The sequence below is a fragment of the Pseudomonas fjordensis genome (assembly GCF_976987115.1).
The window spans coordinates 4,917,805-4,939,223 of the sequence record NZ_OZ336860.1 but is presented as its reverse complement, the minus strand read 5'-3'; the positions used below and the strand labels follow the sequence as shown (position 1 = coordinate 4,939,223).

Annotated in this window: 18 protein-coding genes; 9 read left to right on the top strand and 9 right to left on the bottom strand. The window is 61.3% G+C overall.

Translation table 11 applies throughout. The annotated features are described in order from the left end of the window. Positions 1 to 136 precede the first annotated feature (136 nt). From ACWHXD_RS22470 to ACWHXD_RS22455, 4 genes are all read right to left on the bottom strand, one after another. Positions 137 to 1,804: a bifunctional protein-serine/threonine kinase/phosphatase gene (locus tag ACWHXD_RS22470; RefSeq protein ID WP_138762361.1), complete on the bottom strand. Its 1,668-nt coding sequence runs from the start codon at positions 1,802 to 1,804 to the stop codon at positions 137 to 139. Continuing rightward, on the bottom strand, positions 1,804 to 3,015 hold the full coding sequence (locus tag ACWHXD_RS22465; protein WP_003193275.1) for a nitrate/nitrite transporter: 1,212 nt from the start codon (positions 3,013 to 3,015) through the stop codon (positions 1,804 to 1,806). The genes ACWHXD_RS22470 and ACWHXD_RS22465 overlap by 1 nt, the downstream gene beginning before the upstream one ends. 147 nt (positions 3,016 to 3,162) lie before the next feature. Continuing rightward, positions 3,163 to 3,738, bottom strand: a complete 576-nt coding sequence (locus ACWHXD_RS22460) for an ANTAR domain-containing response regulator (RefSeq protein WP_003193274.1) — start codon at positions 3,736 to 3,738, stop codon at positions 3,163 to 3,165. A 13-nt stretch (positions 3,739 to 3,751) separates the two neighbouring features. Beyond that, the gene (locus tag ACWHXD_RS22455) at positions 3,752 to 4,951 is read right to left on the bottom strand and encodes a CmpA/NrtA family ABC transporter substrate-binding protein (protein WP_138762360.1); all 1,200 of its coding nucleotides are present in this window, start codon (positions 4,949 to 4,951) and stop codon (positions 3,752 to 3,754) included. A 246-nt stretch (positions 4,952 to 5,197) separates the two neighbouring features. Here ACWHXD_RS22455 and ACWHXD_RS22450 point away from each other — a divergent pair, with 246 nt between their 5' ends. The 5 genes from ACWHXD_RS22450 to ACWHXD_RS22430 all read left to right on the top strand — a co-directional run bounded on the left by ACWHXD_RS22450 (position 5,198) and on the right by ACWHXD_RS22430 (position 8,727). Continuing rightward, positions 5,198 to 5,929: a secretin N-terminal domain-containing protein gene (locus tag ACWHXD_RS22450; RefSeq protein WP_138762359.1), complete on the top strand. Its 732-nt coding sequence runs from the start codon at positions 5,198 to 5,200 to the stop codon at positions 5,927 to 5,929. Positions 5,930 to 5,944: 15 nt separating this feature from the next. Further along, positions 5,945 to 6,160 (top strand): FliM/FliN family flagellar motor switch protein, encoded by a 216-nt coding sequence (locus tag ACWHXD_RS22445; protein ID WP_003193267.1) that lies wholly within the window; start codon positions 5,945 to 5,947, stop codon positions 6,158 to 6,160. 618 nt (positions 6,161 to 6,778) lie between these two features. Then, positions 6,779 to 7,168 carry a winged helix-turn-helix domain-containing protein gene (locus ACWHXD_RS22440; RefSeq protein WP_032895807.1) on the top strand — a complete coding sequence of 130 codons (390 nt, stop codon included), beginning with the start codon at positions 6,779 to 6,781 and terminating at the stop codon, positions 7,166 to 7,168. After that, complete coding sequence (locus ACWHXD_RS22435) at positions 7,155 to 7,622, top strand: transglycosylase SLT domain-containing protein (protein WP_032895808.1); 468 nt, start codon at positions 7,155 to 7,157, stop codon at positions 7,620 to 7,622. Before ACWHXD_RS22440 ends, ACWHXD_RS22435 begins: the two co-directional genes overlap by 14 nt. An 85-nt stretch (positions 7,623 to 7,707) precedes the next feature. Continuing rightward, complete coding sequence (locus ACWHXD_RS22430; protein ID WP_003193260.1) at positions 7,708 to 8,727, top strand: quinone-dependent dihydroorotate dehydrogenase; 1,020 nt, start codon at positions 7,708 to 7,710, stop codon at positions 8,725 to 8,727. 125 nt (positions 8,728 to 8,852) lie between these two features. On the opposite strand, the gene rmf is transcribed toward ACWHXD_RS22430, so the two are convergent. Then, positions 8,853 to 9,068 (bottom strand): ribosome modulation factor, encoded by a 216-nt coding sequence (gene rmf, locus ACWHXD_RS22425; protein WP_002553055.1) that lies wholly within the window; start codon positions 9,066 to 9,068, stop codon positions 8,853 to 8,855. A 532-nt stretch (positions 9,069 to 9,600) separates the two neighbouring features. Between rmf and rlmKL the strand changes: the two genes are divergently transcribed. After that, the gene (gene rlmKL / locus ACWHXD_RS22420) at positions 9,601 to 11,865 is read left to right on the top strand and encodes a bifunctional 23S rRNA (guanine(2069)-N(7))-methyltransferase RlmK/23S rRNA (guanine(2445)-N(2))-methyltransferase RlmL (RefSeq protein WP_032895809.1); all 2,265 of its coding nucleotides are present in this window, start codon (positions 9,601 to 9,603) and stop codon (positions 11,863 to 11,865) included. Between the two features lie 253 nt (positions 11,866 to 12,118). Further along, positions 12,119 to 14,497 (top strand): sensor domain-containing diguanylate cyclase, encoded by a 2,379-nt coding sequence (locus ACWHXD_RS22415; RefSeq protein WP_138762358.1) that lies wholly within the window; start codon positions 12,119 to 12,121, stop codon positions 14,495 to 14,497. 131 nt (positions 14,498 to 14,628) lie between these two features. Here the strand turns inward: ACWHXD_RS22415 and dacB are convergent, their stop codons facing one another. Continuing rightward, positions 14,629 to 16,089 carry a D-alanyl-D-alanine carboxypeptidase/D-alanyl-D-alanine endopeptidase gene (dacB, locus tag ACWHXD_RS22410; RefSeq protein ID WP_032895812.1) on the bottom strand — a complete coding sequence of 487 codons (1,461 nt, stop codon included), beginning with the start codon at positions 16,087 to 16,089 and terminating at the stop codon, positions 14,629 to 14,631. A 236-nt stretch (positions 16,090 to 16,325) separates the two neighbouring features. Between dacB and ACWHXD_RS22405 the strand changes: the two genes are divergently transcribed. Continuing rightward, positions 16,326 to 16,670: a YggL family protein gene (locus tag ACWHXD_RS22405; RefSeq protein WP_003193255.1), complete on the top strand. Its 345-nt coding sequence runs from the start codon at positions 16,326 to 16,328 to the stop codon at positions 16,668 to 16,670. Positions 16,671 to 16,707: 37 nt separating this feature from the next. Here ACWHXD_RS22405 and ACWHXD_RS22400 read toward each other — a convergent pair whose 3' ends face one another. After that, positions 16,708 to 17,898 carry a benzoate/H(+) symporter BenE family transporter gene (locus tag ACWHXD_RS22400; RefSeq protein WP_019820510.1) on the bottom strand — a complete coding sequence of 397 codons (1,191 nt, stop codon included), beginning with the start codon at positions 17,896 to 17,898 and terminating at the stop codon, positions 16,708 to 16,710. A 338-nt stretch (positions 17,899 to 18,236) separates the two neighbouring features. On the opposite strand from ACWHXD_RS22400, the gene ACWHXD_RS22395 reads away from it, so the two are divergent. Beyond that, on the top strand, positions 18,237 to 19,001 hold the full coding sequence (locus tag ACWHXD_RS22395) for a GntR family transcriptional regulator (protein ID WP_014719469.1): 765 nt from the start codon (positions 18,237 to 18,239) through the stop codon (positions 18,999 to 19,001). 140 nt (positions 19,002 to 19,141) lie between these two features. Here ACWHXD_RS22395 and guaD read toward each other — a convergent pair whose 3' ends face one another. Both guaD and xdhC read right to left on the bottom strand, forming a co-directional pair. Further along, positions 19,142 to 20,446, bottom strand: a complete 1,305-nt coding sequence (gene guaD / locus ACWHXD_RS22390; RefSeq protein WP_032895814.1) for a guanine deaminase — start codon at positions 20,444 to 20,446, stop codon at positions 19,142 to 19,144. A 12-nt stretch (positions 20,447 to 20,458) separates the two neighbouring features. After that, a complete protein-coding gene (gene xdhC, locus ACWHXD_RS22385) occupies positions 20,459 to 21,298 on the bottom strand; it encodes a xanthine dehydrogenase accessory protein XdhC (RefSeq protein ID WP_098950668.1) in 840 nt (279 codons plus the stop codon). Between the last annotated feature and the right edge of the window lie 121 nt (positions 21,299 to 21,419).

The window sequence follows — 21,419 nt, the reverse complement described above, 5'->3', positions numbered from 1 at the left end:
CGGGAAGCTCGGCCCTTCGTCGTTGAAGGAGCGGCTATATGTGGGGTGTTGGAAAAGCTAATGCAGCAGCTGTGCCAAGTCCCTATAGCCCCAGTTTTACTGGGCGTTTACACAGAGAACCGGCGGATTCTGCCCGTTAGTGGTGCAGCAGCCAGTACAGCAGCACCAGATTGAGCAGCAGCGAAGCCACCGCCAGGGTTTGCCAGACCTTCAAGGGTTCGCGTTCGAGCAAAGGCCGTGGGCGTAGGCTCAATTCGCGGCGGTCGGCCTGCTCCAGCACCAACAGCCATTCTTCGGCGGTTTCATAACGATGGGCCGGGGCAGCGGTCACCGCTCGTTCCAGGCTGTGTGGTAACCACTCTGGCAAGTCGGGGCGATAACGGCTGGCGCTGACGGGCTGGTTAAACCTGGGCCGTTGGAAGGCCTCGATTTCACCGTAGGGGTAATGCCCGGTCAGCAGGTAATACAAGGTCACGCCGACGCTATACAAATCCTGTTGCGCCGTAGGCTGCTCGCCAGCGAACGCCTCGGGCGCGATGAAGCTTGGGGTGCCGGGCAGCAGGTGGGCACGGTCCTCGGAGAGCCCGGGGCAATAGGTCAGGCCGAAGTCCAGCACCCGCAGTTCGCCATCTTCTCCCAGCAGCAGGTTTTCCGGCTTGATGTCGCGGTGCAGGATCTGCCGGCGATGCAACAGGCCCACGGCGCGCAGCAAGCGTTCGGCAATCGACTGCCATTGCGCCAACGGCAGCGGGCCCTGTTGTTGGAACAGTTGGGCCAGGGTTTGCCCGGCGTATTCGCGCATCACGTAGTACAAATGTTGACGACCGCTGGCGGCATGCACCTCGGGAAAGGCGCGGCCTGCGACCCGGCGCAGAAACCATTCCTCCGATAACAAGGCCTGGGCCGCATCGGTATCCTCGCAACGCAACGGCAAGGTCTTGAGCAACCAGGGTTGCCCCTGGGCATCGTGCACGCGGTAGAGCAACGACTGGCGACTCTGCGCCAGCACGCTTTGCACCTGCCAGCCTTCAAAGGTTTGCCCGACTTTCAGCGGTGGCGGCAGTGGCCATTGCTGCAACTGCACCAGGGCGTCGCCAAGGGTGGCGGCGCCGAGTTGATCGATGCGCACCAGCAAGGCACTGGCGTTGTCTTGGCTACCCGCCAGGTGGGCCGCGTTGACCAGGGTGTTGACGGCCAGGTCGAGGTCGCTTTGCTCGCGCAGGATCGCGCCGATGTTGTGATCGCCCAGCGTGGCCCATACCCCGTCGCTGAGCAGCAGGAAGCTTTCGCCCTCGCGCAGTTGGCCATCGAGGAAGTCCAGCACCAGGTGCTGATCCAGGCCGAGGGCGCGCTTGAGCACATGTTGCATGCCCGGCTGTTCCCACACATGGTCTTCGCTGATGCGTTGCAACTCGCCGTCAAGCCAACGATACGCCCGGCAATCACCGACATGGGCCAGGGTGAAACGTTGGCCGCGAAACACCAGGGCGCTGAGGGTGGTGAGCAAAGGCTGCCCACCGCCGTTGGCTTGCAACCAGCGATTCTGCGCCAGTAACAGACGCTCCAGCGCCTGGGCCACGCTCCAGGTCTGTGGCGTGGCGTAGTAGTCCAGGGCCAGGGCCTGCAAGGTCGAGCGTGCGGCCAGGCCACCGTCGGCGCATTGGCTCACACCATCGGCCAGTGCGCACAGGTAGCCTTTGCTCGCGGCCAGTTCCGCCATGGGCGTGACCACCCGCAGCGCATCCTGGTTCTCGCTGCGTGGGCCGATGGCACTGGCCTGGGCGACGCTCAGTTGTAAGCTCATCAGACGCGGGCGGCGGTCACGGCGGCCGAACCCCAGGTGGTTCTCCAGCGCCGCTTCACCCCATGCAGGCCGAACCAGGCCAGCACACCGAGGCTGGCGAACAACCACAGGGCCAGTTGATAGCTGCCGGTGCTCTGCTTGATGGCGCCCATGCCCGCTGCTAGGGCGAAGCCGCCGATGCCACCGGCCATGCCGATCAGGCCGGTCATGACGCCGATCTCACTGCGAAAACGCTGCGGCACCAGTTGGAATACCGCGCCATTGCCGGCGCCCAGGCCGAGCATGGTGCAGACGAAAAGCGCCAGCGCCGCGTAGGAACTTGGCAGGTTGAACCCCACTGCCGCAATGCAGATCACCGCCACGCTGTACATGCCGAGCAGAGTCTTGATCCCGCCGAACCGGTCTGCCAGGGCGCCACCCAAGGGGCGCATCAGGCTGCCGCCGAACACACAGGCGGCGGTGTAGTAGCCGGCAGTCACCGGGCTCAGGCCGTACTGGTCGTTGAAGTAGCCGGGCAGGGCGCTGGCCAGGCCGATAAACCCGCCGAAGGTCACGCTGTAGAAGAACATGAACCACCAACTGTCGCGGTCGCCCAGGGCCTTGAAGTAGTCGGCCATGGCTTTGGCTTTCGGGCGCTGAGGGGCATTGCGCGCCAGCCAGGCGAACACGATCAGGGTCAGCACCAGTGGGATCAGCGCAAAGCCGAACACGTTGCTCCAACCAAACGCGGCCGCCAGCACGGGCGCCAGCAGCGCGGCAAACACGGTGCCGGAGTTGCCGGCGCCGGCGATGCCCATGGCCTTGCCCTGATGCTCCGCCGGGTACCACTGGGACGCCAAGGGCAGGGCGACCGCAAAGGACGCGCCGGCCATGCCCAGGAACATGCCCAGCAGCAACGCTTGTTCGTAGCTGTGGATCCCCAGTTTCCAGGCGCAGAACAGGGCCACGATCACAATCACCTGGCCAATCAGCCCGGCGGTCTTGGGCGACAGCTTGTCGGCCAGCATCCCCATCAAGAAGCGAAGTACCGCGCCCGCCAGGATCGGCGTGGCCACCACCAGGCCTCGCTGTTGGGTGGTCAGGTGCAAGTCAGCGGCAATCTGCACCGCCAGGGGGCCCAACAGGTACCAGACCATGAAGCTCAGGTCGAAATACAGGAACGCGGCAAACAGGGTCGGGGTGTGCCCGGATTTCCAGAAGCTTGATTTCATCACGCACCTCAACGGTTGGGGGTCTAGAAACGAAAAAACGCCGCCACCGGGTTCGCGAGGGCAAACCGGGTGGGCGACGTCTTTGTCGTGGAGGGGGCAACCGCCGTTGGCTACCTGTGATAATTCTTTAGCAAGAGCTGAGCCACATCAGCCGAGCAACTCGCTCATGGCAATAATCTGCTCTGCCACCTGGATCAGTTTCTGTTGACGGCTCATGGCCTGGCGGCGCATCAGGGTGTAGGCCTCTTCTTCGTTACAGCTCTTCATCTTCATCAACAGGCCCTTGGCCAATTCGATGCGCTTGCGTTCGGCCAGTTGCTGGTCGCGGGCATGCAGCTGGGCGCGCAGGGCCTGGTCACTCTCGAAGCGCGCCATGGCCACATCGAGGATCGGTTGCAGGCGCTGGGCCTGGATGCCTTCGACGATATAGGCACTGACGCCGGACTTGATGGCCTGGCGCATCACATTAGGGTCGTGCTCGTCGGTAAACATCACGATGGGCCGGGGCTGATCGCGGCTGACCAGCACCACTTGCTCCATCACATCGCGCCCGGGTGACTCGGTATCGATCAGGATCACATCCGGGCGCACTGTTTCGACGCGTGCGGGCAAGTCGATAGTCAAGCCGGACTCATCGATCACCTCAAAGCCGGCCTCGGTCAATGCGGCCTTGAGGCGCCCGACCTTACGCGGGGTGTCGTTGATCAACAGGATTCGCAGCATCGTCGGGCTCCTGTCAGCGCAGCGCTTGACGGTTAGTGTCATCGGCCAGGGCATGCAGATGGAAGCTGCGCGCATAGCCAGCGGGGTCGCTGCCGTCCCACGTCTTGCCGTCGAGCAACTGGCTGCGGCGCATGTCCGAGTCGCCTGCGGGAATGCCCAGCGCCTCGGCCGCCTGGCGGTACAGCGCCAGTTGCTGCACCTGCCGGGCGACGCCCAGGTAGTCCGGGTCTTCACGCAACAAGCCCCAGCGCCGGAACTGGGTCATGAACCACATGCCATCGCTGAGGTAAGGCAGGTTCACCTCGCCGTTGGCGAAAAAGCGCAGTGCGTTGGGATCCTGCCACTGGTTGCCCAGGCCATCCTCATAGTGGCCCAGCAAGCGCGGTTCGATGCAGGCCACAGGCGCATCGAGGTATTCAGGGGCACTGAGCAACTGGGCGGTAGAGCGGCGGTTTTCACGGCTCTGCTCGATAAACCGGCTTGCCTCCAGGATCGCCATGACCAGCACGCGTGCGGTATTGGGGTAGGCGTCAACGAAGGCTTGGGTGCAGCCCAGGACTTTTTCCGGGTGGTCCGGCCAGATCGCCTGGCTGGTCGCCAGGGTAAAGCCCTGGTGCTGTTGCACTGCGCTGGCGCACCAGGGTTCGCCCACGCAAAGGCCGTCGATACGTCCGGCTTGCAGGTGCGCGACCATTTGTGGCGGCGGCACTACTACGCTGTTCACATCCTGCAAGGGATGAATGCCTTGGCTCGCCAGCCAGTAATACAACCACATGGCGTGGGTGCCGGTGGGAAACGTCTGGGCGAAGGTCAGTTTTGTCCGGCTTTGGTGCACGTGGCGTTTCAATGCTTCAGGAGTGATCACTCCTTGCTGTTGTAGGCCATGGGACAGGTTGATGCCCTGGCCATTCTGGTTCAGCCCCATCAGCACCGCCATGGGGCTGGGGGCGACGCCGCCGATGCCCAGGTGCACGGCATAGATCAGCCCGTAGAGACTGTGGGCAGCGTCCAGTTCACCGCTGACCAGCTTGTCGCGCAGGTTGGCCCAGGACGCTTGGCGCTTGAGGTTGAGTGTGAGGCCGTAGGGTTGGGCGAAGCCCTGGGTGGCGGCGACCACCAGCGAGGCGCAATCGGTCAGGGCCATGAACCCCAGGTCCAGGCTGCTCTTTTCCGGGGCATCGCTGCCGTTTACCCAAGCCAGCGGATCGTTCATCAATACCTGCCTTTTTCTGAAAAAAAAGCGCCGTTTCCCAGGTTGGCGTATAGGCCATTGCAGGGGAACGACGCCTTTGTCCGTAGGCCCGTGCCGCCGTTGGTGCGAGCCTGATCCAGAGTGCAAAGCAAGGCACATGCCATGGGCAGGACGTCGCAGTTGTCCGTCAACTTTCCATCATGATTGATCCTCGTGCGCCTCGCAGTATGGCCGCTTCTTCAGACCAGACCGCCAGGCATACCCACGGTGCACGCTGATTACCTCGCAACCCTCAATTGTCGCTGGCTGTTCAGCGCGCTGCTGTGCGCCGCGCTGTTGCTGGGCAGTCGCACGGCCTGTGGCGAGGTGTTGCAGCTCTACGCTTTCGACGACACGAGAAGCTCGGCGGTGGTGCTGCGGCATATTTCCGTCAGTAAGCTGCGCGGCATCATGCGCCGTGCGGGGCTGGAAGAGCCGCGTTACCCACTGCGTGAACACGGCGGGCGTACGTTCTATGTAACCGGCCCTTCCAGCTATGTCGACCAGGTGTTGCGTCTCGCCCAACGGATGGACCGACCCCCTCGCAAGGTGCCAGAGCGCGCCCCGGTATTTGGCGTGGTGAAAGTGATCAATGTCCTCGTGGACGATCACCTGCAGGGCGCGGGAGCCAACAAGGTCCAGGTACCGGGCATGGCCTCCATGCTCGAAGCTCGGCTATCCCCGGCGCAGAAGGACCAACTGGCCGATGGCCGCATTGTGTTGATGGCCTATCCGGATACCAACAGTCTGTTGATCAAGGGCCCTCCCGCCCAAGTGAAGGTTATCGAAAAACTGGTGGCCGAGCTGGATGTCGCCCAGCCGCTGGATGACGCCTCGCCAGGGCAGGCTGGCGTAGGTGGCGACGGACTGCCCTGGATTGGCCCACCTCAGTTGAGCCCCGCGCAACACGAGCGTGTGCGACGTGCGTTCCTGGGAGCGGACCCTGAGTTTTCCCCCTGAAAAAGGCGTTTGTCCATGCACCTGGAAATATTGCTGCAGGAGCAACTGATCAGCCGCAAGCGTTTGGCCGCATTCGCACCGGGGAAGGTGCTGCCCTTGGACCCAGGCGTCACCCGCTGTGTGGAGGTGCGGGTCAATGGACAACTGATGGCAGTGGGAGAGTTGGTGCAGTTGGAGGATCGGCTAGGGGTTGAATTGCAGGAGACGTTTCAGGAGTGGTTGCCGCGATAAGCATAGGTATCTACACAACTTTGTGGGTTGTAACAGCAGACGGTAACCACGATGCGAAGCGAGTCGCTCTTGATCTTGCTCTTGATCTGCTTTTGATCTTAGGCGCCCCGTTAAACCACGCTGGCGGATTACGGGCACACCGAGCCTAGGCGAGGTGCCGAGTGGTGGGGCAAGAGCGTTTTGCTTACTTTTGTCTGGGCCGGCATTCCGGCTTTTCAAAAGTGAGCCGCCGTCAGGGCGGAACCCTAAGTGGCCGTTACCGCAGGAATGGATATGTACACAATCCAACTGTGTCGACTGTCAGGTCGCTATCGCAGGCAAGCCAGCTCCCACATTTGGATCGCGGGGCGTCAGTTAGAACAGCGTCGGCTATCCGGTCGTCACGGGAGCAAGCTCTCTCGCCGCAGGTCCAGCGTCGCACCAAAGTTGTGTAGATACCTATGCCGCGATAAGGGTGCGTTAGCGAATTGTCTGACCGGCAGTGGCCAAAAAAAGGCGAATGAATGGGTTTTTTCCTAACGCGGGTCTTCGAGCCGGTTTTTTATAGTCGTGCCAATGGCAGATGAGCTGGTCACACAATAAGGATTTGAATGTCAGTAGTCGACTACAGAGGTGCGTATGGCCGTCGTGACGGGTGAAACGACGACGTCCCTGGTTTTCGCGCGTTGGACCTTGCATGGCGACGGCCGGTTGACGGGCGTGGAGGCGGATATTCAGTTGCCTCCCAAGGAGGGGCACGTGCTGCGGTTGCTGCTGGCCTCCGGTGGCGCGCTGATGACCAAGGACCGTTTGCTGGAACTGGCCTGGCCTCGGGGCGAAGTGGCCGAAGAGTCACTCACGCGGTGTATTTATTCCCTGCGCAAGCACTTGAGAGCCGACAAAGGCTTTATCAAGACGATTTATGGCAAGGGCTATCGCTTTACCTGCCCGGTGCGCACAGGTGATCAACCCAGGGCAGTGGCACACGTGTGCGCCGTCTGTGGTCAGGCCAGCAATGTCCAGGGTTAAGGCATGGGGCAAAGGCCTGGTGGTCGGGGTATTGATGGGCAGCAGCCAGGCCTGGGCCTTTTGCTGGGAAGAGGCGGCCAGCCGCTACGACCTTGAGCCGGAATTGCTGCAAGCTATCGCCTCGGTCGAATCGGGTTACCGGGCGCAAGCGATGAACTACACCAACCGCAATGGCACGCGCGATATCGGCTTGATGCAAATCAATAGCATCCACTTGCCGCGCTTGCTCAAGCAGGGCATTACCGAAGAACGGCTGTTGAGCGAGCCTTGCCTGTCGGTGGAAGTAGGCGCCTCGATTCTTGCCGAATTTATCCAGCGTTTTGGCTACAACTGGACGGCGGTGGGGGCTTACAACGTGGGGCCGGGGCCCGGGCCACAGCGTGAGGCATTGCGTCTGCGCTACGCCGAAAGGATCTGGGTGCGTTATGAGGCGTTGACGGCGCAACGTCAATGAGATCAGGTGGCACGCCTCGCATGCAGGCCGCCACCCTGGCTATAATCAGCGCCACCTTTTGTCGCCATCCGAGTCTAGCCCGCCCATGTATACCCTGGCCCGCCAGCTGTTGTTCAAACTCTCCCCGGAAACCTCCCACGATCTGTCCCTGGACCTGATCGGTGCCGGTGGCCGCCTGGGGCTCAATGGCCTGGTATGCAAGGCACCGGCGAAAGTGCCGGTGTCGGTGATGGGGTTGAACTTCCCCAACCCGGTCGGGCTGGCAGCCGGCCTGGACAAGAACGGCGCGGCCATCGACGGGTTTGCGCAGTTGGGTTTCGGCTTTGTCGAAATCGGCACCGTGACGCCGCGGCCGCAACCGGGCAACCCCAAGCCGCGCATTTTCCGCCTGCCGGAAGCGGAGGCGATCATCAATCGCATGGGCTTTAACAACCTCGGGGTCGACCATCTGCTGTCGCGGGTTCAGGCGGCGAAGTACACCGGCATCCTGGGTATCAACATCGGCAAGAACTTTGACACGCCAGTGGAGCGTGCCGTGGATGACTACCTGATTTGCCTGGACAAGGTCTACGCCCACGCCAGCTATGTCACCGTCAACGTCAGCTCGCCCAACACCCCGGGCCTGCGCAGCCTGCAATTTGGTGATTCTCTCAAGCAACTGCTCGAAGCCTTGCGCCAGCGGCAGGAAGACCTGGCCGTGCGTCATGGCAAGCGTGTGCCCCTGGCCATCAAGATCGCGCCGGACATGAGCGATGAAGAAACCGTACTGGTGGCCCAGGCCCTGGTGGATTCAGGGATGGATGCGGTAATTGCGACCAACACCACCCTTAGCCGCGTGGGCGTCGAAGGCCTGGCCCATGGTGACGAAGCGGGCGGCTTGTCGGGCGCGCCGGTGCGTGACAAGAGCACCCATATCGTCAAGGTGCTGGCGGCCGAGTTGGCCGGGCGTTTGCCGATCATCGCGGTGGGCGGTATCACCGAAGGCAAACACGCGGCTGAGAAGATCGCGGCCGGCGCCAGCCTGGTGCAGTTGTACTCCGGCTTTATCTACAAAGGCCCGGCGCTGATTCGCCAGTCGGTGGATGCCATCGCTGCCTTGCGCTGAGCAGGCAATAAAAAGGGCTCCGTAAAGGAGCCCCTGGGCCGAAGCCCGCCGCCCGGATGGGGCGCGCGTGGTTAAGTCGTTACAAAATCAAAGATGTGTGTGTCGCAATTAGATAGATCCCCTGATTAGCCGACGGCGTGAAGTTCGTTGAGTCTGTGGATGCCCGCAGTGCCAGTCATACCGTCCCAGTTGTCGCCGCGTCCTTCTCGCCAGCCGTTGATCCAGGCTTGGCGTACCGACGGTAGAGTAAATGGGCAAAGCTCACGGGATTTTCCATGAACGCCATATTGATATCCGCGTAAAAATGCTCTTTCCAACGGATCACGCTTAAGTCTTCTCATAGGGTGTTTCCCTCACTTGTTGACTGTCTAGATATCCTTCGGCCTTGTCCAAGGCCGGGCAGAGTTTTTCTGCCGTTGGTGGGCTCGCTGCCGGCGTGGCGAGCCGATGTGTTGGCACCGTTACGGCGCCAACCTGTGTTGAGTTCTAACCAATAGGTCACATGTATTCAATGATCGTTTTGTCATAAGCACGTAACGATAACGATGCTATAGCCATAAGCTGGGCTGGTTATTCGCCCCTTTTTTAGGGCAAAGCCAGCTATGATGTGCCCTGCAAAGAGGAAAGGTTTAATTCCTTAGTGAGAATGCCCGCCTGTTGCAGTCGGTTATTATTCGACGAAGGGTCGGAATATTTCTTTTTGTTGCGCAACATTCTTCTTCTGCCTCGCCCATAAAGGCTCAAGAGCCCGCCAGACGGGGTGGAACGGCACATTCGTGCCACGCGAGCACTCTTCGAGAAAAGTGCTTGATTGAAAACCGAACCGGCGATGCGTCGCCTGTTCACTTATTGCTGAAAAGCCTGGAATGCCCCATGTCGGACCGTTTTGAACTCTTCCTCACCTGCCCCAAGGGCCTCGAAGGCCTGCTGATCGAGGAAGCCGTCGGGCTTGGCCTTGAGGAAGCCCGCGAGCACACCTCGGCCGTACGCGGCATGGCCGACATGGAAACCGCCTACCGCTTGTGCCTCTGGTCGCGCCTGGCCAACCGTGTGTTGCTGGTGCTCAAGCGCTTCCCGATGAAGGACGCCGAGGATCTTTACCACGGCGTGCTGGACATCGAATGGGCTGACCACATGGTCCCCGACGGTACCCTCGCGGTGGAGTTCAGCGGCCATGGCTCGGGCATCGACAACACCCACTTCGGCGCGCTGAAGGTCAAGGATGCGATTGTCGACAAACTGCGCACCCCGACCGGCGAACGTCCGTCCATCGACAAGATCAACCCTGACCTGCGCATTCACCTGCGCCTGGACCGTGGCGAAGCCATCCTGTCCCTGGACCTCTCCGGCCACAGCCTGCACCAGCGCGGCTACCGCCTGCAGCAGGGCGCGGCACCGCTGAAGGAAAACCTGGCGGCGGCGATCCTGATCCGCGCCGGCTGGCCGCGTATTGCAGCCGAAGGCGGCGCACTCACCGACCCGATGTGCGGTGTGGGTACCTTCCTGGTCGAGGGCGCGATGATCGCCGCCGACATGGCTCCCAACCTCAACCGTGAACTCTGGGGGTTCACTACCTGGCTGGGCCACGTCCCGGCGCTGTGGAAAAAACTGCACGCAGAAGCCACTGAGCGTGCCGCCATCGGCATGAACAAGCCGCCGCTGTGGGTGCGTGGCTATGAAGCCGACCCACGCTTGATCCAGCCTGCTCGCAATAACATCGAGCGCGCCGGGCTGAGTCATTGGATCAAGGTGTACCAGGGCGAAGTCGGTACTTTCGAGCCGCGCCCGGACCAGAACCAGAAAGGCCTGGTCATCTGCAACCCACCTTACGGCGAGCGCTTGGGTGATGAAGCCAGCCTGTTGTACCTCTACCAGAACCTCGGCGAGCGTCTGCGCCAGGCCTGCATGGGCTGGGAAGCGGCGGTGTTCACCGGCGCGCCAGACCTGGGCAAGCGCATGGGTATCCGTAGCCACAAACAGTATTCGTTCTGGAACGGCGCATTGCCGTGCAAGTTGCTGCTGATCAAGGTCAACCCGGATCAGTTCGTCACGGGCGAGCGCCGTACCCCGGAGCAGCGCCAGGCCGAACGTGAGCAAGCGGCTTACGACCAGGCCCCGAGCGAGCCGGCAGAGCGTCAGTACAACAAGAACGGCAACCCGATCAAACCCGCCCCGGCCCCTGTGGTGGAGCAGGCGCGCTTGAGCGAAGGCGGGCAGATGTTTGCCAACCGCCTGCAGAAGAACCTCAAGCTGTTGGGCAAATGGGCCAAGCGCGAAGGCGTGGATTGCTACCGTGTGTATGACGCCGACATGCCTGAGTACTCCATGGCCATCGACCTGTACCACGATTGGGTGCACGTGCAGGAATACGCCGCGCCAAAATCCATCGACCCGGAAAAAGCCTCGGCCCGTATGTTCGATGCCCTGGCGGCCATTCCCCAGGCACTGAACGTCGACAAGAGCCGTGTAGTGGTCAAGCGCCGTGAGCGTCAGAGCGGCACCAAGCAATACGAGCGTCAGAGTGCCCAAGGTAAATTCACCGAGGTCAGCGAAGGCGGCGTGAAGTTGCTGGTCAACCTCACCGATTACCTGGACACCGGCCTGTTCCTCGACCACCGCCCGATGCGCATGCGCATCCAGAAGGAAGCGGCGGGCAAGCGTTTCCTCAATTTGTATTGCTACACCGCCACCGCCAGTGTGCATGCTGCCAAGGGCGGCGCGCGCAGCACCACCAGTGTCGACCTGTCCAAGACCTACTTGGACTGGGCGCGTCGCAACTTCTCCCTCAACGGCTTTTCCGACAAGAACCGCCTGGAACAGGGTGACGTGATGGCGTGGCTGGACGCGAGCCGCGATGAATTCGACATGATCTTCATCGACCCGCCGACCTTCTCCAACTCCAAGCGCATGGAAGGCATCTTCGACGTGCAGCGTGACCATGTGCAGTTGCTCGACCTGGCCATGGCGCGCCTGGCGCCGGGTGGCGTGCTGTACTTCTCCAACAACTTCCGCAAGTTCCAGCTGGAAGACAACCTCAGCGAACGCTACGCGGTCGAGGAAATCAGCGACAAGACCATCGACCCGGATTTTGCGCGCAATGCCAAGATCCACCGCGCCTGGAAAATCACCGCACGCTGATTCTCCCCTGTAGGAGCGAGCTTGCTCGCGAAGATCGTCAACGATACCGCGGATATCCTGGATGAACGCGGTGCCTGTGAGTTTTTCGCGAGCAAGCTCGCTCCTACAGTAAGCCTCTGTGGCGAGGGAGCTTGCTCCCTCGCCCACAATAAGTCCGTGACGGTTTTACGCTGGTCAAACACCCTGCCGATGGCTATAACTTAAGCCCTAGCCAAAGTGACACCCCCGCACACTGGCGCTGTGAGTGTTGCCTATGCCGATGCAAGTCGTTCGCCCGAAAATCCTTGGTTTTATCAGTGAGCAGGCATCGGCTTGGCTGGTGGCATTGATGGTGTTGTTGATCGGTAGCGCGCTGACGGTGGTCGTCGCGTGGGCGGCATCCGACTTATATCAGCAACAGGTGCGCCAGCGGTTCCAGTTGCTGGTCAACGAGCGCTACACCCGCATCCAGGAACGTTTCGAAGACCAGGAGCAACGCCTGGGCAGCTTGCAGCGCTTTTTCGTCAATTCCGGCGAGGTGTCCCGCGCCGAGTTCGATGGTTTCGCCAAACCGCTGTTGTTGCATGCCCGTGCTTATGCCTGGGCTCCACGGATATTTCGCACGCAGCGCAGCCTGTTTGAGCAGGACATTTCTCGCCAGCGCGGCATTCCCTTCAGTATCCGCGAACTGAATACTGCAGGTGAGTTGGCGCCAGCGGCCGAACGCGATGAATACGTACCGGTGCTGTACAGCCAGACACAAAGTCTGCTGGGCTCGCCGCTGGGCTTTGATCTGCTGGCCCAACCCCTGCGTCGCTCAGCCCTGGAGCGTGCGCAACAAAGCGGCCAGTTGGCGGTGTCGCAACCCATGCAGTTGGTGGGGGTGGAACCCGCTTATGCCGCAGGCGTGTTGTTGGTGGCGCCCGTGAGTAAACTCCCAGGTGCCGAGCCCTACGGCTATGTGATGGCGGTGATCAGCATGCGTCAGCTGGTAGCCGAGGGGTTGCCCAGGCCCAACCGGGACAACCTGGTGATGCAGATCGTAGACACCTCCGACACCCAGCAACGGGTGTTGTATGCCTCCAGCAACGCCCTGGGCAGCAGTGGCTTGACGGCTGCGCGCCGCCTCACCCTGGGCGATCATGTCTACGCCCTGAGCCTGAGCGCCAGCGAAGTGTTCGACAGGGCCAACCATTCTTCGATGCACACCATTCTGGCGATGGGCGTGCTGCTCAGCGCCTTGCTCAGTGCGCTGCTTTACATGCTGGTGAGCCAGCGCCAACGCGCACTGAAACTGGTGGAGCAACGCACCGTGCAATTGCGCGCCCGTGAGCAGGAGTTGCGTGGCGCCCATGGGCAATTGCGCAGCGTGCTGAATGCGGCGACTCAAGTGGCGATCATTGCCACGGACCTGCGCGGCGTGATCAACACCTTCAATGCTGGTGCCGAACAGATGCTGGGCTTTACGGCCGCGGAGGTGCTGGGGCATATGACCTTGGACCGTCTGCACGTAGCCATGGAACTCGACGCCCGCGCTGAGCCGTTGAGCAGGGCGCTGGGCAAGCGCATCCCCGCGAGCCAGGCGATGCTGGTGGAGAGCCCGGACAGTCAACATGAAGGCCGTGAGTGGACGCTGGTGCGCAAGGATGGCAGCCAGCTGACGGTCAACATGTTGCCGACCGTGCTCTTGGATGACCATGGCCTGTGGGTCGGGCACCTGGCGATTTACCTGGATGTCACCGAGCAAAAGCGTGCCTATGAGGCCCTTGCCGTACGCGACCGCCTGCTGAAAAAACTCAGCGCCCACGTGCCGGGTGGGATCTTCCAGTTCACTCTGGAGCCCCAGGACACCTGGCGTTTCATCTATGCCAGCGAAGGCATGCGCGATATCTATGAAATCGAGCTGGGCGTGTTGCAGCAGGATGCGGGCAAGGTGCTGGAGCGCATTCATCCTTTGGACCTGGAGCGCGTACGTGCGTCGATACGCCTGTCTGCGTTGCAACTGAGCCATTGGCGCGAAGAATACCGCGTGCAATTACCCCAGCGAGGCCTGCGCTGGATTCGCGGCGAAGCGACGCCGGAAGAGTTACCGGGCGGCGGTACGCTTTGGCACGGTTATGTGTCGGATATTTCTGATCTCAAACGGGTCGAGGAAGAACTGCGTGCACTGTCCATCACCGACTCCCTGACAGGGATCTATAACCGTCGCTATTTCCAGGATCGCCTCAAGGGCGAAATGCTCCGGCTCAACCGTATGTCTGGCGCGCTGTCGTTGATCATGCTCGATATCGACCACTTCAAGCGCATCAACGATCAGCACGGCCATGCCGTGGGCGACGGCGTGCTGCAGGAGTTGTGCAAGCGTATCGGCCAACGCTTGCGCCGCACCGATGTATTTTGCCGGATCGGCGGGGAAGAGTTCGTGGTGCTGTGCCCCAACACCGATGGCGCCCAGGCCTACAGCCTGGCGATGCAGTTGTGGCAGTCGCTGCGCGATGCGGCGATGGAACCGGTGGGGGTGGTTACCGCCAGTTTTGGCGTGGCCAGTTGGCGGGTCGATGAAGGTATCGATGGGTTGTTGCTGCGCGCGGATTCGGCGGTGTACGTGGCCAAGCAGGCGGGCAGAGATCGGGTGCAGGTGTGTGGTCGCTGAGACGCGCTGATCGTTCCCACGCTCTGCGTGGGAACGCATCCTGAGACGCTCCGCGTCAAGCCTTGAGCGCGAACGCAGAGCGTCCAAAACAGCATTCCCACGCAGAGCGTGGGAACGATCAGAGGGAGGCTTTAGAGGATCGGCGCGGCGGCAACGGCCTTCGGCTGGCGATACAGGTCCAGCAGCACCTGATCCAGCACCGACGAGGCTCCCCACGGCTTGGAGTCGTTGAGAATCGCCACTACCGCCCAGGTATTGCCATTGTTGTCGCGGCTGTAGCCGGCGATGGCGCGTACGGTGTTCAAGGTGCCGGTCTTCACGTGGGCTTCGCCGCGCAGGGCGGTGGTTTTCAGGCGTTTACGCATGGTGCCGTCGGTGCCGGCGATCGGCATCGAGCTGATGTACTCAGCGGCATAAGGGCTTTTCCACGCGGCTTGCAGCATGGCCGCCATCTCGCGGGCGCTGACCCGTTCGGCGCGGGACAGGCCGGAGCCGTTTTCCATCACAAGGTGCGGCGCGGTGATGCCTTTCTTGGCCAGCCACTGGCGCACGACACGTTGCGCAGCCTTGGCATCGTCGCCATCGGCATCGTTGCGAAACTGTGCACCCAGGCTCAGGAACAACTGCTGGGCCATGGTGTTGTTACTGTATTTGTTGATGTCGCGGATGATCTCCGCCAGGTCCGGTGAGAAGGCGCGAGCCAGGACTTTGGCATCCTTGGGCACCGGTGCCTGGATATCACGGCCCTGGATGGTGCCGCCCAACTCCTTCCAGATCGCCCGCACGGCGCCTGCGGTGTAGGTGGCGTGGTCGAGCAGCGACAGGTAGGTCTGCGAGCTGCAGCCATCACCCAGTTGGCCGCTGACGGTCACGGTCACGCTGCCATCGGCGGCGGTCACCGGGCTGTAGCGCACGTCACCGGTGCACTGTTTGGCGTTGGTGACTTTCACCTGGTTGTCGATGCGAATGCTGGCAATCGGCGGCTCGACCGACACGATCACCCGCCCTGAATCATTGCGGGTTACAAAGCGTAGGGCCTTGAGGTTGACCAGCAAGGCGTCGGGCTTGACCAGGAATGGCTTGTTCTCATCGTTGCCGTCGTCGTTGAACTCGGGCAATTGCGGCTGGTTGAAGAAGTTGCGGTCCAGCACCAGGTCGCCGGTGACTTGCTGCACACCATTGGCGCGCAGGTCGCGCATCAGCAGCCAGAGTTTTTCCATGTTCAGCTTGGGGTCGCCGCCGCCCTTGAGGTACAGGTTGCCGCGCAACACACCGCCGCTGAGGGTGCCATCGGTGTAGAACTCGGTCTTCCACTGATGGTTGGGGCCGAGCATTTCCAGGGCCGCGTAAGTGGTGACCAGCTTCATGGTGGAGGCCGGGTTCACCGAGACGTCGGCGTTGAAAACCGTAGGGGTACCAGGGCCGTTCAGGGGCAGCATCACCAGGGACAGCGCGGTATTTTGCAGCTTGGCCTTCTGCAAGGCCTGGGCAACGCTGGGTGGCAGGGTGTTATTGACGGGCGCGGCGCAAACGGAAAAGGCCAGGGGCAAGACAACACTGGCAAGTAACACTGAACGCAAAGATTTGATCATAAGAAATAAAACCCTACTGCTGAGGAGGGTGAAAAAGGCGAGGGGTATGGAAGAAAATCCCTCAGTGGTCACGAAAGTGTCGGCATTATGCCCCAAGCTGGCGCCACGTGTAGCTGAACGATAGCTGCTAATCGTGGTTTTTTTGCGCGCATTTGCCCGTCGGTCCCAGAGAGTCGGGCAATTGCCGCCTTAAACTGCTAAAGTGCCGCCCGTTAATACTTATGAGGATTGTTCCAATGGCGACTAACCGTTCCCAGCGTCTGCGCAAAAAACTGTGCGTTGATGAATTTCAAGAGCTGGGTTTCGAACTGAACCTGGACTTCAACGAAGGCCTGAGTGAAGAAGCTATCGACGCTTTCCTCGAAGCATTCATCAAAGAAGCCATGGAAGCCAACGGCCTGGGCTATGTGGGCGGCGATGACTACGGTCTGGTTTGCCTGCAGAAGCGTGGCTCGGTCTCCGAAGAGCAGCGTGCTGCGGTCGAAGCCTGGCTGAAAACCCGTTCCGAGCTGACCAAGGCTGAAGTCAGCCCGTTGCTGGACGTGTGGTATCCGGAAAAGCCGATCAACGCGGCTAAGTGATACTGAAAAAAACGGCGACCTGAGGGTCGCCGTTTTTTTATGCCTTGCGCCAATTCAGAATCAGCAGCGTCAACACCCCCGCCACAATCCCCCAGAACGCCGACCCGATGGAAAACAACGTCAAGCCTGACGCGGTGACCATAAAGGTGATCAGCGCCGCTTCCCGTTCCTTCGGCTCATTCATGGCGATACTCAGGCCATTGATGATCGAGCCAAACAACGCCAACGCCGCAATCGACAGCACCAACTCCTTGGGCAGCGCCGCGAAGAGTGCCGCCAGCGTGGCGCCGAACACCCCGGCAATGCCGTAGAACACCCCGCACCACACCGCCGCGGTGTAGCGTTTGTTGCGGTCTTCATGGGCATGGGGCCCGGTGCAGATCGCGGCGCTGATCGCCGCCAGGTTGATGCCGTGGGAGCCGAACGGTGCCAGCACCAACGACGCCAGACCAGTGGTGGTGATCAACGGCGAAGCCGGCACCGTGTAGCCGTCGGCCCGCAGCACCGCAACGCCGGGCATGTTCTGCGAGGTCATGGCCACCACGAACAGCGGGATGCCGATGCTGATGGTCGCCGCCAGCGAGAAGTGCGGCGTGGTCCATACGGGCGTCGCCACTTCCAGATGAAAGCCGCTGAAGTCCAACAGCCCCATCAGCCCTGACAAGGCGGTGCCGATGAGCAAGGCGGCCAGCACGGCATAGCGCGGCGACAGACGCTTGATGATCAGGTAGGTGAAGAACATCCCCAGCACCAGCCCGGTGCGGTGCTGGGCGGCGACGAAAATTTCGCTGCCGATCTTGAACAGAATCCCCGCCAGCAGCGCTGCCGCCAGTGAGGCCGGAATCCGCTTGACCAGCTTCTCAAAGCTGCCGGTCAACCCGCAGAGCGTCACCAGTACCGCGCAAGTGATGTAGGCACCGATGGCCTCGCCATAACTCACGCCGCCCAGGCTTGTGATCAACAGCGCCGCGCCAGGGGTGGACCAGGCGATGGTGATGGGGGTGCGATAGCGCAGGGACAGGCCGATGCTGCACACCGCCATGCCGATGGAAATTGCCCAGATCCATGAAGATATCTGCGCGGTGGTCAAGCCGGCGGCCTGGCCGGCCTGGAACATCAGCACCAGGGAGCTGGTGTAGCCGGTCATCATGGCGATAAAGCCGGCGACGACGGCCGACGCAGAAGTGTCGGCCAGTGGGCGCAAGGGCGCTTGGGTGGCGTCGGTCATGGAGAGGTGTTCCTTTTACCTGACTCCGCACGCTGTAGGAGCGAGCTTGCTCGCGAAAATCGCCAACGATAACGCGGGCAATCAGATTAAACGCGGCGCCCTTGGGTTCTTCGCGAGCAAGCTCGCTCCTACAGTGGGATGTCGTTCATGGGAAATCGTGGAATCAAGCCTAAACTCAAACGTAACGAGTCATTGCAATACAGCCGAGCCCGCAAACAGCCGTACAGTGTGTTGGCGCAATGGGTTGTGTACAATGTGCGCTGTTTTTAGGTGATACTTGCCAGCGACACGCCGTTGCCGTATTACCGTTAATTCGCCGTTCTCAAACCCGAGTGCCCATGAACGAACAGTTGCAACCTCTCAAGAAACAACCGCGAGCCGGCAAGGCCGGTCGCAGCGGAACCCAGGACGATATCGTCTATGCGCATATCTTCGAGGCGATCCTTGAACAACGCCTGGCGCCCGGAACCAAATTGAGTGAAGAGGCACTGGGCGAGATCTTCGGCGTGAGCCGCACCATCATTCGCCGCGCGCTGTCGCGCCTGGCCCATGAAAGCGTGGTACTGCTGCGGCCCAATCGCGGTGCGGTGGTTGCCAGCCCAAGCGTCGAAGAAGCGCGCCAGGTGTTCATGGCCCGGCGCCTGGTGGAACGGGCGATCACGGAGTTGGCGGTGCAGCACGCCACGGCCGAGCAGTTGGCCGAGTTGCGCCAGATGGTCAACGACGAGCGCGACAGCTTCTCCCGTGGTGACCGTGGCGCCGGTATCCGCCTCTCCGGCGAATTCCACTTGAAGCTGGCCGAAGCCGCGAAGAACGCGCCGCTGATCAGCTTCCAGCGCAGCCTGGTGTCGCAGACGTCATTGATCATCGCCCAGTACGAAAGCGGCAACCGCTCGCACTGTTCCTACGATGAACACACCCAGTTGATCGATGCGATCGAAGCCCGGGATGCGACGTTGGCGGTGAACTTGATGATGCATCACATGGATCACATCGACAGCAAGCTCAACCTCGATGAAGAGAGCGCGTCGGATGATTTGCATGCGGTGTTTTCGCATTTGTTGCAGACCAAGAAGCCAGGGCGTTCTTCAGTAAAACTCTAGTTTCCCTGGCTCACTGAGAACAAAATTGTGGGAGCGGGCTTGCTCGCGAATGCGGTGGATCAGTCAATATACCTAGAGACTGACACTGCGCATTCGCGAGCAAGCCCGCTCCCACATTTGTTTCGATGGTGTATCCGAAATCAGCGCTGGTGCACGAGCTGCCCGGCTGCATAGGTCTGCAACACCGTCCGATCATCCCCCAGCGTCATCAGCACAAACAACGTCTCGGCAATGTTATTGGCCTGTTTCAGGCGATAGCTCAGCAGCGGCGTGGCGTTGTAATCCAGTACCAAAAAGTCCGCATCAGTGCCCGGCTGCAAGGTGCCGATCTTGTCTTCCAGGCGCAGCGCCCGTGCGCCGCCCAGGGTGGCCAGGTACAGCGACTTGAACGGGCTCAAGCGCGCACCTTGCAACTGCATGACCTTGTAGGCTTCGTTCAGGGTTTGCAGCAGCGAGAAGCTGGTGCCGCCACCCACGTCGGTGCCCAGGCCCACGTTTAGGTTGTGTTTTTCGGCCATCGGCAGGTTGAACAAGCCGCTGCCGAGGAAGAGGTTCGAGGTCGGGCAGAACGCGACTGCCGAGCCGGTCTCTGCCAGCCGTGCACATTCGTCGTCACACAGGTGTACGCCGTGGGCAAACACCGAGCGCTCGCCGAGCAGCTTGTAGTGGTCGTAGACATCCAGGTAGCCGTTGCGCTCCGGGAACAGCTCGTTTACCCACTCGATTTCCTGCTTGTTCTCGCTGATGTGGGTCTGCATATACAAATCCGGGTATTCGCCCAGCAACTGCCCGGCCAGCGTCAGTTGTTCCGGCGTGCTCGTAGGCGCGAAGCGGGGCGTCACCGCGTAATGCAGGCGCCCCTTGCCGTGCCAGCGTTCGATCAGTGCCTTGCTTTCCTGGTAGCCGGATTCGGCGGTGTCGGTCAGGTAGTCCGGTGCGTTGCGGTCCATCATCACCTTGCCGGCAATCATGCGCAGGTCGAGTTTCTCGGCCGCTTCAAAGAATGCATTCACCGATTGCGGGTGCACGCTGCCGAACACCAGCGCGGTGGTGGTGCCGTTACGCAGCAGTTCCTTGATGAAGATATCCGCGACTTCTTCGGCGTGAGCCTGGTCGGCAAACTGGCTTTCACAGGGGAAGGTGTAGGTGTTGAGCCAGTCCAGCAACTGTTCGCCATAGGCGCCGACCATACCGGTTTGCGGCAGGTGGATATGGGTGTCGATCAAGCCGGGGGTGATCAGCGCGTCCTGGTAATGGGTGATGTCGATATCGGCGGGCAGGCTCGGCAGCAGGTCGCTGGCGTGACCAAGGGCGCTGATCTGGCCGTTGTCGATCACCAGCAGGCCGTCCTCGAAATATTCATAGGAGGCTTCGATCCCAACCACGGCTGGGTCGGCGATGCTGTGCAGGATGGCGGCACGGTAGGCTTTGCGAGTCAAAGGCATGATCGTCTCGATTTAGATAGCGTGGCTGCGGCGCGAAGCCGGCAGCAGTTTGGCAATAGGTTCGGCGCCGGCAAGGTGCTGGCCGAAATTGGCGTTATAGGTGGCGATGATTTCGCCGGCGATGGAGATGGCGATTTCCACCGGAAGCTTGCCCTTGACCTCGGGGAGGCCCATGGGGCAGCGCATGCGCTGTAACTGCGTGGCATCAAAGCCACGGTCACGCAGGCGGTGTTCAAATTTGACCCGCTTGGTTTTCGAGCCGATCAGGCCGAAGTAGGCGAAGTCGTTGCGCTTGAGCAGGGCGGCGGTCAGTTCCAGGTCCAGTGCGTGGTTGTGGGTCATGACGATGCAGTAACTGCCTGCCGGCAAGTCGGCAATTTCGTCGACCGGCTCTTCGCTGACGATTTTACGCACGCCTTGGGGGATATGCTGCGGGAATTCCTGCTCGCGGGAATCGATCCAGCGCACCCGGCAGGGCAGGCTTGCCAGCAATGGCACCAACGCACGGCCGACATGGCCGGCGCCAAATACGGCGATGTGCGCCTGCGCCTGGCCCATGGGCTCGAACAGCAACACGGTGACGCCGCCGCAGCACTGGCCCAGGCTGGCACCGAGGCTGAAGCGCTCCAGATGGGTGTTTTGCTGGCCACGCACCAGCATGTCCCGGGCGATCTGCATCGCCTTGTATTCCAGGTGCCCGCCGCCGATGGTGTCGAAGGTTTGCGCGGCGCTGATGACCATTTTGGAACCGGCGTTGCGCGGGGTGGAGCCGAGTTCTTCGATGATGGTCACCAGTACGCAGGGTTCGCCCTGGTTTTGCAGGGTGGCGAGGGCGCTGATCCAGTTGTCCATGTCTACCTCAACATTTCTGCTGTTAGTTCGGCCGCTATCGCAGGCAAGCCAGCTCCCACATTTGATCGGGTTCGCACCTCAAAATGTGGGAGCCGGGCTTGCCCGCGATGGCAGCGCCTGG

Coding starts and splice junctions, on each gene's coding strand:
- ACWHXD_RS22395 (WP_014719469.1), top strand. CDS start 18,237: ATGAACGAACAGTTGCAACCTCTCAAGAAACAACCGCGAGCCGGCAAG.
- ACWHXD_RS22445 (WP_003193267.1), top strand. CDS start 5,945: ATGCACCTGGAAATATTGCTGCAGGAGCAACTGATCAGCCGCAAGCGT.
- ACWHXD_RS22405 (WP_003193255.1), top strand. CDS start 16,326: ATGGCGACTAACCGTTCCCAGCGTCTGCGCAAAAAACTGTGCGTTGAT.
- ACWHXD_RS22455 (WP_138762360.1), bottom strand. CDS start 4,951: ATGAACGATCCGCTGGCTTGGGTAAACGGCAGCGATGCCCCGGAAAAG.
- ACWHXD_RS22415 (WP_138762358.1), top strand. CDS start 12,119: ATGCCGATGCAAGTCGTTCGCCCGAAAATCCTTGGTTTTATCAGTGAG.
- rmf (WP_002553055.1), bottom strand. CDS start 9,068: ATGAGAAGACTTAAGCGTGATCCGTTGGAAAGAGCATTTTTACGCGGA.
- rlmKL (WP_032895809.1), top strand. CDS start 9,601: ATGTCGGACCGTTTTGAACTCTTCCTCACCTGCCCCAAGGGCCTCGAA.
- ACWHXD_RS22460 (WP_003193274.1), bottom strand. CDS start 3,738: ATGCTGCGAATCCTGTTGATCAACGACACCCCGCGTAAGGTCGGGCGC.
- ACWHXD_RS22400 (WP_019820510.1), bottom strand. CDS start 17,898: ATGACCGACGCCACCCAAGCGCCCTTGCGCCCACTGGCCGACACTTCT.
- xdhC (WP_098950668.1), bottom strand. CDS start 21,298: ATGGACAACTGGATCAGCGCCCTCGCCACCCTGCAAAACCAGGGCGAA.
- ACWHXD_RS22435 (WP_032895808.1), top strand. CDS start 7,155: ATGTCCAGGGTTAAGGCATGGGGCAAAGGCCTGGTGGTCGGGGTATTG.
- ACWHXD_RS22440 (WP_032895807.1), top strand. CDS start 6,779: ATGGCCGTCGTGACGGGTGAAACGACGACGTCCCTGGTTTTCGCGCGT.
- ACWHXD_RS22465 (WP_003193275.1), bottom strand. CDS start 3,015: ATGAAATCAAGCTTCTGGAAATCCGGGCACACCCCGACCCTGTTTGCC.
- ACWHXD_RS22470 (WP_138762361.1), bottom strand. CDS start 1,804: ATGAGCTTACAACTGAGCGTCGCCCAGGCCAGTGCCATCGGCCCACGC.
- dacB (WP_032895812.1), bottom strand. CDS start 16,089: ATGATCAAATCTTTGCGTTCAGTGTTACTTGCCAGTGTTGTCTTGCCC.
- guaD (WP_032895814.1), bottom strand. CDS start 20,446: ATGCCTTTGACTCGCAAAGCCTACCGTGCCGCCATCCTGCACAGCATC.
- ACWHXD_RS22430 (WP_003193260.1), top strand. CDS start 7,708: ATGTATACCCTGGCCCGCCAGCTGTTGTTCAAACTCTCCCCGGAAACC.